Source organism: Bacillus sp. TH19, from assembly GCF_016651075.1.
GTDB lineage: Bacteria > Bacillota > Bacilli > Bacillales > Bacillaceae_G > Bacillus_A > Bacillus_A mycoides.
Map to the genome: position 1 here is coordinate 1,031,164 of NZ_JAEKEO010000007.1, position 13,576 is coordinate 1,044,739.

Annotated in this window: 11 protein-coding genes and 1 other annotated feature; of the genes, 10 read left to right on the plus strand and 1 reads right to left on the minus strand. The window is 34.5% G+C overall.

The window, feature by feature from the left end:
• Positions 1 to 46 precede the first annotated feature (46 nt).
• The 9 genes from JFU54_RS09100 to srtB all read left to right on the plus strand — a co-directional run bounded on the left by JFU54_RS09100 (position 47) and on the right by srtB (position 11,124).
• Positions 47 to 736 carry a 23S rRNA pseudouridine(2604) synthase RluF gene (locus JFU54_RS09100; RefSeq protein ID WP_012261786.1) on the plus strand — a complete coding sequence of 230 codons (690 nt, stop codon included), beginning with the start codon at positions 47 to 49 and terminating at the stop codon, positions 734 to 736.
• Positions 737 to 843: 107 nt separating this feature from the next.
• Positions 844 to 1,094, plus strand: a binding site (T-box leader).
• Between the two features lie 113 nt (positions 1,095 to 1,207).
• A complete protein-coding gene (brnQ6, locus tag JFU54_RS09105) occupies positions 1,208 to 2,533 on the plus strand; it encodes a branched-chain amino acid transport system II carrier protein BrnQ6 (RefSeq protein ID WP_201064292.1) in 1,326 nt (441 codons plus the stop codon).
• A gap of 458 nt (positions 2,534 to 2,991) precedes the next feature.
• Positions 2,992 to 3,702 (plus strand): heme uptake protein IsdC, encoded by a 711-nt coding sequence (gene isdC, locus JFU54_RS09110; protein WP_201064295.1) that lies wholly within the window; start codon positions 2,992 to 2,994, stop codon positions 3,700 to 3,702.
• Between the two features lie 23 nt (positions 3,703 to 3,725).
• Positions 3,726 to 4,184 carry an NEAT domain-containing protein gene (locus tag JFU54_RS09115; protein WP_012261783.1) on the plus strand — a complete coding sequence of 153 codons (459 nt, stop codon included), beginning with the start codon at positions 3,726 to 3,728 and terminating at the stop codon, positions 4,182 to 4,184.
• Between the two features lie 32 nt (positions 4,185 to 4,216).
• Complete coding sequence (locus tag JFU54_RS09120; RefSeq protein ID WP_201064299.1) at positions 4,217 to 7,606, plus strand: NEAT domain-containing protein; 3,390 nt, start codon at positions 4,217 to 4,219, stop codon at positions 7,604 to 7,606.
• Between the two features lie 69 nt (positions 7,607 to 7,675).
• Positions 7,676 to 8,557 (plus strand): heme ABC transporter substrate-binding protein IsdE, encoded by an 882-nt coding sequence (gene isdE, locus JFU54_RS09125; protein ID WP_002088892.1) that lies wholly within the window; start codon positions 7,676 to 7,678, stop codon positions 8,555 to 8,557.
• Positions 8,558 to 8,584: 27 nt separating this feature from the next.
• Positions 8,585 to 9,568 (plus strand): FecCD family ABC transporter permease, encoded by a 984-nt coding sequence (locus tag JFU54_RS09130; RefSeq protein WP_002034255.1) that lies wholly within the window; start codon positions 8,585 to 8,587, stop codon positions 9,566 to 9,568.
• Positions 9,558 to 10,328, plus strand: coding sequence for an ABC transporter ATP-binding protein (locus JFU54_RS09135; RefSeq protein ID WP_201064300.1), 771 nt, complete (start codon positions 9,558 to 9,560; stop codon positions 10,326 to 10,328). Before JFU54_RS09130 ends, JFU54_RS09135 begins: the two co-directional genes overlap by 11 nt.
• Before the next feature lie 31 nt (positions 10,329 to 10,359).
• Positions 10,360 to 11,124, plus strand: coding sequence for a class B sortase (srtB, locus tag JFU54_RS09140; RefSeq protein ID WP_002129321.1), 765 nt, complete (start codon positions 10,360 to 10,362; stop codon positions 11,122 to 11,124).
• Between the two features lie 69 nt (positions 11,125 to 11,193).
• On the opposite strand, the gene isdG is transcribed toward srtB, so the two are convergent.
• The gene (isdG, locus tag JFU54_RS09145; protein ID WP_201064301.1) at positions 11,194 to 11,517 is read right to left on the minus strand and encodes a heme oxygenase; all 324 of its coding nucleotides are present in this window, start codon (positions 11,515 to 11,517) and stop codon (positions 11,194 to 11,196) included.
• A gap of 254 nt (positions 11,518 to 11,771) precedes the next feature.
• Between isdG and JFU54_RS09150 the strand changes: the two genes are divergently transcribed.
• Entirely contained in the window at positions 11,772 to 13,562 is a 1,791-nt protein-coding gene (locus tag JFU54_RS09150; protein ID WP_193662606.1) for a cation:proton antiporter, read from the plus strand.
• Positions 13,563 to 13,576 lie beyond the last annotated feature (14 nt).

Genomic DNA, 13,576 nt, shown 5'->3' on the forward strand with positions numbered 1-13,576 from the left:
ATTGCCATGGATTGACGCTTTTAATCTATAAGAAAAGGAACAAAACATGAAAATCAACCAATACATAAGCGAAGCAAAATCCTGCTCAAGACGTGAAACAGACCGTCTCATTAAAGCAGGACGTGCCTGTATTAACGGTGAAGTATGTACGCACGGTGCACTCGTTAATGAAGGTGATATTGTAACAATTGATGGGCAAGTTATTGTAAAAGAAGAGAAAGAAAAGGTGTATATTGCCTTCCATAAACCAGTCGGAATTACTTGTACAGCAGCCGAACATATTGAAGATAATATTATTGATTATATCGATTATCCAGAACGAATCTTTCCTGTTGGACGATTAGATAAAGCATCGGAAGGACTCATCTTATTAACGAATGACGGTGCGATTGCGAATCAAATTTTGCACGGTGATCATGAGCATGAGAAAGAATATGTTGTCGCTGTTGATAAGCCGTTTACAGATTGGTTTATTGATGAGATGTCCAGCGGTGTAAAGATTAAAGATGGAATGACGAAGCCATGTAAAGTGACGAGAGTTAATCAGTCTACATTCCGCATCGTTTTAACGCAAGGAATGAATAGGCAAATTCGTAGAATGAGTCGTGCTTTCGGATTTACTGTAACAAAGCTAAAGCGAGTACGCATTATGAATATAGAGCTAAATGAGCTTGAAGCTGGAAAATGGCGAGACATTACACCTAAGGAATTAGAAATATTAATAGGGCAGTTATAGGGAGGAAAGTTTTCTCCCTATATTTTTTTGTCAGAAAAAATAAAACTATTGATTTTTTAAAAAATAGCCCATATAATAAAAAACAACAAGTTTCGACAACATATTTTATAAAAGTAATGATGAGGACATGAGTTGTTTTTGACGATTCTCAGAGAGGGAAGCCTTAGGCTGTGAGCTTCCTAATACGGAAAGACAAACTTACCACCTCTAAACTTCAAGAGTGAACTGCAGATGCATTGTAATTCTTGGCGGATAAAACCGTTATCAATTTACACGAGCTATAAAATGAGCTTATTTCGTTATAAATTCATTTTATTAGAATAAGGGTGGAACCACGATTTCAACACTCGTCCCTTTGTTAGGGACGGGTGTTTTTTGCGTTCTTTTACGGGGAAGTATGCTTGAAAGAGGATATGTGACGGATTTTAATTCAGAATATTTTGTCAATAAAATAATTAGGAGGTAGTAGAAATGAAGTCATCTTTAAAGTTTTCTGAGATGTTTGCAATAAGCTTAATGTTATTTGCACTGTTTTTCGGTGCCGGTAATATGATTTTCCCACCAGCGTTAGGGCAAGGTGCTGGAACAGATGTATGGATCGCGTTATTTGGCTTTATCGTAACAGGTGTAGGACTGCCTTTATTAGGAGTTATTGTTATAGCTCTAAAGGGAGATATTAATGAATTAGCAGGACGTGTACATCCTCTATTCGCGCTAATTTTCATTACTGCAATTTATTTATGTTTAGGCGTATTTGTTAGTGTGCCACGTACAGGGACTGTTGCTTATGAAATGAGTGTTGCACCGTTTTTACCAAGTGAGATAGCTGGTCAATCGTATCCACTTGTTATCTTTACATTTATTTTCTTTGCAGTTACTTTCTATTTAGCATTAAACCCATCGAAATTAGTGGGGCGCATTGGTAAAGTGTTAACTCCAATTTTATTAGCTGTTATTGCAATTATTGTAGCGAAAGCAATTATGACTCCAATGGGAGAGTTTGGTGCCCCTACAGAAGCGTATAGTGCCCCGCTCTTTAAAGGTTTTATTGATGGATATTTAACTTTAGATGGACTTGCAGCACTTGTTTTCGGAAATGTTGTGATCAATGCTTTAAAAGCAAAAGGCATTACAAATAAGAACAGTATTGCAAAAGTAACAATCTTTGCAGGATTTATTGCAGCACTTGGCTTACTTCTTGTTTATTTAGCACTTGCTTACCTTGGAGCTTCTAGTGTTTCACTTGGAATGGGAGCAAACGGCGGAATTATTTTAACAAACGTCGTGAATCATTTATTTGGTAGCTACGGAACATTATTACTAGGTATCGCAATTACAGCAGCATGCTTAACAACTTCTGTCGGTATTGTTGCAGCTTGTGGAGAATATTTTTCTTCGTTATTACCAAAGCTTTCTTATCAAAAAGTCATTTTCATTTTCTCTTTATTAGCATTTATGGTAGCAAATCTTGGTTTAACTCAGTTAAACGCATTAGCATTACCAATCTTAATTGCAATTTACCCAATTGGTATCGTACTGATCGTATTATCACTTGTTGAAAACTATATTCGTCTTCCATTAGCTATGTATGTAGGCGGTATTGTAGGCGCATTTGCAATTAGCTTCTTTGATGGATTGCATAATGCCAATCTTCAAGTAGCGGCCCTTGCTCCTATTTTAGATGAAATTCCATTATATAGTGTAGGGATTGGTTGGTTAGTTCCGGGTATCATTGGAATTGCAATTGGATATGTAGTTTCTTTATTTCAAAAGCAAGAAATTGCTGTAGAAAAATAAGGGAAAGAGGCTTTCTTTAAAAGAAAGCCTCTTTTTTTGTAGAAAAATTATATATAGAAGAATTCAGATATTAAAAATTTTATACGCAATATAGTTGACAAAAAAATTACCAGTAGGCTAAGATTGACTTAGTTGTGGAAATATTGGAAGGGAAGAGGTTTTCTATGACTATATCATTTTTGTAAGAAGAGGTGATAAAACGATAGAATTAGGCGGTTTATTTTTTTGAAATTCGTTGAGAATGATAATCAATAAAATGATGAAAGAGTTTTATGTTTATTCTTATAGGAAAAATTGGTGGGATTATTTTTTTGTCTATCAATGAGAATGATAATCAATATATTTCTAACTACATAGTGTTACTCGTTATAAAATAGAGATAGAAAGATTATTTTTTTCTTATATATTGAGAATAATTATCATTTTCAAAAAAGAAAAACAAGGAGGCAGTAAGGTAAATGAGAAAGTTTTCGGTATTACCCGCTTTTATTATGACATTCGTATGTATGCTAGCTTTTCTCGTAGTGCCATTCGGACAAGCTTCGGCAAATGTAGCTGACGGTACTTACGATATTAACTATGTCATACAAAAAGCAGAAAATGATTCAGCTTCAATGGCAAATGATTATTTTGAAAAACCAGCTAAGTTAATTGTAAAAAATGGTGAGATGAGAGTACAAATTCCTATGAATCATAGTGCTTGGATTACAGAATTTAAAGCACCAGAGAACGGGAACTTTGTTGATGCAAAAGTTGTTAGTAAAGATGAATCTGCAGATAAAAGAACTGTAGAGTTTAAAATAGACGACTTATCTAAACCAGCAGCTGTAAAAATTCATGTTGTTGTACCGAACGTAAATTATGACCATAACTACACAATTCGCTTTGCGTTTGATGCAAATGTAAAAGCAGTAGGTGGAGAGAATAAGGTAACTGCTGCAACAAAAAATGAAGATCAAACTCAAAAAAATACACAAGTAAAAGAAGAAGTGAAGAAAGAAGAGAACAAAGAAAAAAACAAAGATGTAAATAAAGGAACAAATGAAAGTGGGAAAGCTGAAAAAACAGATAACCCAAAAACAGGCGATGAAGCACGCATCGGATTATTTGCAGCGTTAATTCTTATTTCAGGTGTTTTCTTAATTCGTAAAGTGAAGTTAAGTAAATAAATCTTTTGAAGGGTGATGAATATATGTTTAAACAATTTAAAATGATTATTGCCGTATTTGCTGTTTTATTTACGTTTATAGCAACACTAGGTTCACAAGATACAAAGGCTGCTACAAAATTAGCTGATGGAAAATATAATATTGCTTTTACTGTATGGAAAGGCGATAAAGATGAATCATCTAGAATGAATAGTTATTTTGAAAGTCCGGCAACATTAACAGTTAAAGATGGAAAACAATATGTTTCATTCAAAGTGAAAGATAGTACTTCTATTAAAAGTTTACAAGTAGAAAAAAATGGTCAATTCGTAGAAGCTACTGTGTTAAGTGAAAATACAAAAGAGAATACTAGAGTTGTAGAATTTGAAGTTGCTGACTTGTCAAAAAAACTAAATGGCAAGGTGAAAATTAATATCCCAATTATTAATTATAACGCTTCGTATGATATTCGTTTTGTATTTGATGGGAACAGCATTAAATAATTGGAAGTTTTTAAAAAAGGAGAGTCATTCTATTGAACAGGTATTTTAAAATTGTTGTTGCAATGTTTCTAACGATTTTCACATTCGTATCAACGCTACAACCACTTGCAGTTCAAGCTGCTAGTCAACTAGCTGACGGTGAATACTCAATCGGTTTCAAAGTTCTTAAAGACACATCAGATGAAGAATCTATGATGAATCAATACTCTGTAAGTCCAGGAACTTTAAAAGTGAAGAATGGGAAAAAGAAAGTATCCTTTACGTTAGAACATAGTTCATGGATTACAAAGTTTGAAACGGAAAAAAGTGGTCAGTTTGTTGCGACAAATGTAATTAGTGAAGATCAAGAAAAAGATACAAGAGTCGTAGAATTCGATGTGGACGATGTAGAGAAGGTATTAAATGCGAAAGTAAAAGTAGACATTGATTTTTTAAATTATCATCATGACTATGATGTGCGTATTGCATTTGATCAAAATAGTATTACACCGATTCATGTAGAACAACCAAATGAAAAAGAGGACCCAGCTAATAAGCCAGATCCAAATGAAAATCCGGATCCGAGTCAGAAGCCCGACCAAAAGCCTGACCCAGATCAACAACCAAATTCTAACACAATTAAAGATGGAGAGTACAGCATTCCATTTAAAGTGTTAAAAGATCAAACAGATGAAGAATCTAAGATGAATACTTACATGGTAAATCCAGGGGTATTAAAAGTAGAAAACGGTAAGAAAAAAGCAATTGTAACGTTAAAAAATAGCTCATTAATTAAAAATTTCCAAACGGAAAAAGATGGCGCATTTGCTGATGCAAAAGTAGTGAGTGAAGATAAAGAAAAAGATACAAGAGTCGTAGAATTTGAAGTAGACGATTTATCTAAAAAGCTAAATACAAAAGTATTTATTGAAGTGGCATCACAAAGTTACAAGCAAACACATAATGTACAACTTTTATTTGAACAAGATAAACTTGAACAAATTAAAAATGAAGAGAAACAACCGGAAGTAGAAAAACCAGATACTGAAACAATTAAAGATGGTGAGTACAGCGTTCCGTTTAAAGTGTTAAAAGATCAAACAGATGAAGAATCTAAGATGAATACTTACATGGTAAATCCAGGGGTATTAAAAGTAGAAAATGGTAAGAAAAAAGCAATTGTAACACTAAAAAGTAGCTCATTAATTAAAAATTTCCAAACGGAAAAAGATGGTGCGTTTGTTGATGCAAAAGTAGTGAGTGAAGATAAAGAAAAAGATACAAGAGTAGTAGAGTTTGAAGTAAACGATTTATCTAAAAAACTAAATACAAAAGTATTTATCGAAATGGCATCAAGAAACTATAAGCAAACACATGATGTGCAACTTTTATTTGAACAAGATAAGCTTGAACAAATTAAAAATGAAGAGAAACCAGAAGTAGAGAAACCAGAAGTAGAGAAACCAGAAGTAGAGAAACCAGAAGTAGAAAAACCAGAAGTAGAGAAACCAGAAGTAGAAAAACCAGAAGTAGAGAAACCAGAAGTAGAAAAACCAGAAGTAGAGAAACCAGAAGTAGAGAAACCAGAAGTAGAGAAGCCAGAAGTAGAGAAACCGGAAGTAGAAAAACCAGATGCTGAAACAATTAAAGATGGTGAATACAGTATCAATTTCAAAGCTTTAAAAGATCAAACAGAAGAAATTTCAATGATGAACACGTATACAAAGAGTCCAGGCGTGTTAAAAGTGAAAGATGGTAAAAAATATGTATCATTCACATTAACGAATAGCGCTTGGATTACAAAGTTTGAATTTGATAAAAATGGTTCGTTTGTTGATGCGAGTGTATTGAGTGAAGATACGAAAGCTGATACGCGTGTAGTGGAAGTGGAAGTAGCAGATTTATCGAAAAAATTGAACGCAAAAGTAAAAGTCGATATCCATTCAATGAATTATCATCATTTCTATGATATTCAATTTGCATTTGATAAAGATAGCATTAAACCGTTAGATAACCAAGGCGGAAACGACAACCAAGGCGGAAACGACAACCAAGGCGGAAACGATAACCAAGGCGGAAACGATAACCAAGGCGGAAACGACAACCAAGGCGGAAACGATAACCAAGGCGGAAACGACAACCAAGGCGGAAACGACAACCAAGGCGGAAACGATAACCAAGGTGGAAACGACAACCAAGGCGGAAACGACAACCAAGGCGGAAACGACAACCAAGGCGGAAATGATAACCAAGGTGGAAACAACAACCAAGGCGGAAACGACAACCAAGGCAATAATACAACAATTGATCCAAACGCTCTTAAAGACGGTGAATACAGCATTGGCTTTAAAGTATTAAAAGATCAAACAGATGAAATATCAATGATGAATACATACACAAAAAGCCCAGGTGTATTGAAAGTAAAAGATGGTAAGAAATATGTATCGTTTACATTAACAAATAGTACATGGATTACAAAGTTTGATTTTGAGAAGAATGGCTCGTTCGTTAATGCAAAAGTATTAAGTGAAAATAAAGAGCAAAATACAAGAGTAGTAGAAGTAGAAGTAAATGATTTGTCTAAAAAATTAAATGCAAAAGTAAAAGTAGATATTGATTCAATGAATTATCACCATTTCTACGATGTTCAATTTGTATTTGATCAAGATAGTATCAAAGCTTTAGGGAACCAAGGTGGAAACGATAACCAAGGTGGAAACGATAACCAAGGCGGAAACGACAACCAAGGCGGAAATGACAATCAAGGTGGAAATAATACACCGAAAGTAATAGTTGATCCGAAAAATTTAGTAGATGGTCAATATGATATTACATTTAAAGTGTTAAAAGACAAAACAGAAGAACTTTCAAAGATGCATGACTATACTGTAAATCCAGCAAAATTAATCGTTAAAGATGGTAAAAAGTACATTGAGATGACGCTGAAAAATAGTGCGTGGATTACGAAATTCCAAACAGAAAACAATAGTCTTTTTGCTGATGCAAAAGTAGTAAGTGAAGATAAAAATGCAAATACGCGAGTAGTACAATTTGAAGTAGAAGATTTATTTAAAAAATTAAATGCAAAAGTGAAAGTAGACATTGATGAGATGAACTACCACCACTTCTACGATGTCCAAATTCAATTTGATACAAATAATATTGGTGCGTTAGGGACGATTAAAGAGGATCCGAAAAAAGATCCGAAAAATGATCCGAACAATCCAGTGATTACACCGAAAGTAGATAATGTAAAAAAAGTAGATAATCCTGATTTTAACCGAAATGCAGATGATAAGAAGAAAAAAGAAGATCAAAAAAATGATTCGAAAAAAGAGAAAAACTCAAAAACGGCAGATACAGCACAACTAGGTTTATACATGGTGCTATTGCTTGGGTCACTTGCTTTACTAGTTCGTAAATATAGAGCAGGAAGATTGTAATTTTTGGAGTCTTGATGCATGTTCGCATGCATCAAGACTTGTTTCATATTGTTTGGAAAGGAGTGGTGATTGAGAGTGAAGAAAATTGCTAGTGTACTAATGGCTATCATTCTATTAGTGAGTGTAGCTGGATGCTCGGCGCCCAAAAAAGAAGCAGCAAAACAGGTAAAGAGTGAGAGTAAAGAGAGAATTGTTGCAACGACAGTTGCTGTTACTGAAATTATGGATGCGTTAGAAGTAGATTTAATTGGTGTACCAACAAGTACTAAAGATTTACCAAAGAGATATAAAGGTTTACCTGAAGTTGGGAATCCGATGAGTCCTGATATGGAAAAGGTAAAATCATTAAAGCCGTCAGAAGTATTATCCGTGACAACACTTGAATATGAATTAAAGCCAGTTTTTGATGGTGTAGGTATGAAAGCAAACTTTTTAGATCTAACAAGTTTAAAAAATATGCAAAATTCCATTAGTAATTTAGGTAAGCAATATGGACGTGAAAAGCAGGCTGAAGCAGTTGTAACTAAGTTAGATAACAAGGTTGCAGAGATTCAAAAAGCAGTAAAGGGAAAGAAAGAACCGACAGTGCTTATTTTATTAGGTGTACCGGGGAGTTATTTAGTAGCAACAGAGCATTCTTACATTGGAGATTTAGTGAAACAATTAGGTGGTAAAAACATTGTACAAGGTGAACAAGTAGAGTATTTAGCTTCTAATACAGAGTATTTAAAAAAAGCTGATCCAGACATTATTTTACGAGCGGCACATGGTATGCCTGATGAAGTTGTAAAAATGTTTGATAAAGAATTTAAAACAAATGATATTTGGAAACACTTCGCTGCAGTTAAAAATAATCGTGTTTACGATTTAGAAGAGCGTTTATTTGGAACGACAGGAAATTTAGCAGCGACTGAAGCGCTAGATGAATTGAAAAAAATGATGTATCCGTGATGCATTTTAATATAAAGGAAGATTAGCATGAATAAAAAATTTTGGAGTTTCTTTATTGTTACTGTATTACTCATCATTATGACTTTGTTGTCAGCGACGAAAGGTAGTTTAGAAGTAGGTATTATTGACCTTGTACAAGGAATATTTACAGGGGCAAATGAAGATGTTGAAGTGATTAAAGATTTACGTTTCCCACGTATTATTATTGCACTATTTACTGGAGCAGCTCTTGCTGTTTCCGGCGTGCTCTTCCAAGCTGTCATGAAAAATCCACTTGCTGATGCTGGGGTAATCGGGATATCTTCAGGAGCAAGTTTTATGACACTTGTTATTATTACGCTATTCCCGCAATTCTTTTTCTGGACGCCGGTATTCGCCTTTCTAGGTGGTGCGTTTGCATGTTATCTCGTTTATTCGTTTTCATGGAAATCAGGATTAAGTCCGCTTCGCATTATTTTAATTGGTATTGCCATTAATGCGATGTTCACTGGATTAAATGAATCGTTCATTACGATTTGTGGATACTTCATTAAGAGTATTAAGCAAACGACGACTTCTAATATAACGATGAAGACGTGGGGCGATGTAGAAATAATGGTTACTTATGGAACAATTGGTCTTATTCTTGCACTGTTTGTCGGAGCTTGGTGTAACTTACTATCTCTACAAGATAAGACTGCAAAAAACTTAGGCTTGCACGTGACGAGAGTTCGTCTTATTATTTCTGCCATTGCAGTACTCTTAGCGGCAGTATCAACAGCAATTGCAGGTGTTATCGCTTTCGTAGGATTACTCGTTCCGCACATTTCAAGACAACTAGTTGGTTCAGACCATAAAGCATTAATTCCATTTTCTGCTCTTGCAGGGGCGTTATTAATTTTGACGGCGGATACGATTGGAAGGTTAATTGTGCCACCTAACGAAATTCCAGCAGCGACGATTATGGCAGTTATTGGTGGCCCATTCTTAATATTCTTGCTTAGAAAGAGTGATAAAGTTCATGGAAATTAAAAATGTAACCTTTTCGTACGATAATGTAACGGATCGATTAAAGTCGGTTAGTAGTGAAATAGAGATTGGTAAAATTACAACAATTATTGGACCAAACGGTTGCGGGAAATCAACATTACTTGGTGTGATGTCAAGAAATCACGATCCTCGTAGTGGAGAGGTAATACTTGATGGGAAGGCAATTAGCCAATATAAACCGAAAGAGTTTGCTAGAAAGTTAGCCGTTGTCCATCAACAAAATGAAGCACCGGCAGATATGACGGTAGAGAAATTAACAAGCTTTGGCCGTATGCCTCATAAAAATATATTTTCTTCGCAAACTGATGAAGATAGAGAAGCAATAGAAAGGGCTTTAGCATGTACGAATTTGCTAAGTAAACGTGATAAGGAAATTCATGCTTTATCTGGTGGAGAAAGACAGCGTGTTTGGATTGCCATGACGTTAGCTCAGAAGACGCCAATGCTCTTTTTAGATGAACCGACAACATATTTAGATATTTATTATCAACTTGAAATATTAGAGTTAGTAAAAGAATTAAATGAAGCACAAGGATTGACAATCGTTATGGTATTACACGATATTAATCAGGCGATTCGCTATAGTGATCATATCATTATTATGAAAGACGGCGAAATTGTTACAAAAGGCAAGCCGAATGATGTTGTGACAGAAAGTATGATAAAGACGATATACGGTGTAGATGTCGTTGTAAAGCAAGATGAAGATACAGGGGTGTATATGGTCCCAATGGGTATTTAAATATGCGAACAATCCGTTTTGAGGTGATGATTTGAGTAGTAAAAAAGAACGGAAGAAGAATTCTTTTTTTCAACGAATACTTACAGTTGTTTTTTTAGGTACCTTTTTCTATTCAGTATATGAATTAGGTGATATTTTCATGGATTACTATGAAAATCGTAAAGTAATGGCCGAAGCACAAAACATTTATGAAAAGAGTCCGATGGAAGAGCAATCACAAGACGGGGAAGTACGTAAACAGTTCAAAGTTCTGCAGCAAATTAACCAAGAAATAGTTGGATGGATTACGATGGATGATACACAAATTAATTATCCAATCGTTCAAGCAAAAGACAATGATTACTATTTATTTCGAAATTATAAAGGTGAAGATATGAGAGCAGGAAGCATTTTTATGGACTATCGTAATGATGTGAAATCTCAAAATCGAAATACTATTTTATATGGTCACCGTATGAAAGATGGTTCTATGTTTGGAAGTTTAAAGAAAATGTTGGATGAAGATTTCTTCATGTCGCATCGTAAATTATATTACGATACATTATTTGAAGGATATGATCTTGAAGTGTTTTCGGTGTATACAACAACAACTGATTTTTATTACATTGAAACGGATTTTAGTAGTGATACGGAATACACATCATTTTTGGAGAAAATTCAAGAAAAATCGCTGTACAAAACGGATACAAAAGTGACAGAAAGTGATCAAATCGTAACACTTTCGACGTGTGACTATGCACTTGATCCAGAAGCGGGAAGATTAGTAGTACATGCGAAACTAGTAAAAAGACATTAAATAAAAAAAGTATAGAATATGAGAAGTGGTAACACTCTTCATATTCTATACTTTAAAAAATAAATATGCTTACTGTGCTGCAGCCATTGGCATACGTACAACTTTTACATCATAGTAAGCAATTTTATTATCAAGAATATAGTCTGGCATCCCGCCTTGATGTGAGTGAGCATCTTTAAATGCTGAGCTCTTTGTCCAACCTTGGAAATCTTCTTTTGCATTCCAGCGAGTGCTAATTGTTACTTCATCATAATCAACTGTATTTTGCGTTAAAAGAACTTCTAATCCTAAAAATCCTGACATTGTTTCGACTCTACCCACTTTATTAAAACGCTCAATTAATTTATGGCCATTTCCCTTTGTAATTTTAGTTGTATTTGTAACAATAATCATGTTTATTCCTCCTATAAATGTAGCCTTTATTTTCAAGAACTCATATACATTAAATGATAATGAAAATCATTATCATTGTCAATAGTAATTTTCATATAAATGTAGAATTAAGGATGAATTTACTATTATATAAATAATTTGACCATATAGTTAATGAAGTTATATATTATTAAAATAAAACAAAATAAGAAATATACATAAGCAAAGTATGGTTTATACCTTGCTTTCGCAATACTATGAACAAGGAGGGTATTATGGTCGAATCACTGTTACTTAGTATCGTTATTATTATTACACTAGGCATCGCCTCACAATGGACTGCATGGCGCTTCCAGCTCCCTGCTATTGTTGTTATGGCAGTTGCCGGATTATTAATTGGTCCAGTTTTCGGTATTATTAATCCAAAAGAGGTGCTTGGAGATGTTTTTAGTCCACTCGTATCACTTTCTGTTGCTATTATATTGTTTGAGGGTAGTTTAAGTTTAGATGTACGTGAACTGAGGGGACTATCAAAACCAGTATTTCGTATTGTTACGTTTGGTGCGTTTATTGCTTGGATTGCTGGCTCACTTGCAGCCCATTACGTCGCTGGATTAGATTGGGCGGTTGCATTTATTATTGGAGGACTTTTTATTGTGACAGGTCCAACTGTAATTATTCCGTTGTTACGCCAAGCACGATTAAAGCCAAGGACAGCTGCAATTTTAAAGTGGGAAGGGATTATCGTTGATCCGTTTGGAGCATTACTTGCTGTATTCGCCTTTCAAATTGTAAATTTCTTAACGAAAGAAAATGTACACTTACATACGTTACTATATTTCTTTGCAGGTTCGTTATTTGCAATGGTACTTGGGTATGCGTTTAGTATTTTTATGAGTTATATGATTTTAAAAGGGAAAGTACCAGAATATTTAAAGGCACCGATTTTGCTCGTTACGGTATTACTATGCTTCGGCATTGCAGATGAAGTCATGCATGAAACAGGTATGCTAGCCGTAACAGTAATGGGGATTACACTTGCACGGATGAAGAAATATATTTCTTCTATCGGTGATATTCGTCATTTTAACGAAAATATTTCCGTACTATTAACATCGACTGTTTTCATCATCTTAACAGCATCACTTCCAAGAACGACGATTATGGAGATTTTTAGCTGGCCTATTATTAGCTTCGTACTTATGATGATATTTGTTGTTCGTCCTTTATCAATTTGGGTATCGACAATCGGAACAGAGTTAACAAGATCAGAAAGGGCGCTAGTTGGTTGGATTGCGCCGCGAGGTATTGTTGCATTAACGGTTTCAAGTTACTTTGCGACGGAGTTATTACAAGAAGGGTATAAAGATGCTTCTATATTAACAGCACTTACATTTGCACTCGTAATTACGACCGTTTGTGCTCATGGATTTTCAATTGGATTTTTAGCAAAAAAATTAGGATTAGCCAATACACAGCCGCCAGGTATTTTAATTTCAGGAGCTAGTAGATTCTCAACTGCATTCGCTATGCATTGTAAAGAGATGGGGATTCCGAGCTTAATCGTAGATGTATCGGAAGAACATTTGCAATGCGCAAAAGTGAAAGGGCTTAATACATATAACGGCCAAGTACTCTCAGAGCAGTTGCAATTTGAAGTAGATATGAATCAGTATGAATACTTAATTTCAGTTACAGATACGGATTCTTATAATGTATTAGTCGCAAACACATATGTACCGCAGTTTGGACATCATAATACATTTTTACTTCCGATTCATGATGTGGAAAAGATTGAGCAAGAACGCATCTCTCTTTCGAAAAAAGCTCATTTACTGTTTGGTCAAAATGAAATTTATGAAGAGTTAGATAGAAAAATTGAAGAGGGTTATACATTTAAAACGATACAAGTTGAGGAAGAACAAAAAATTAATAAAGAAGAGAGCGATTCAGAGGATGTAATATTATTTATTCGTCACGATGATGGTAGTCTTACTTTTTCAACATTGTATAAATATATAGCGGTTATACCAGGAGATGAGCTAGTTGTACTAGCAAAGCAATAATATGGTATAGTGAA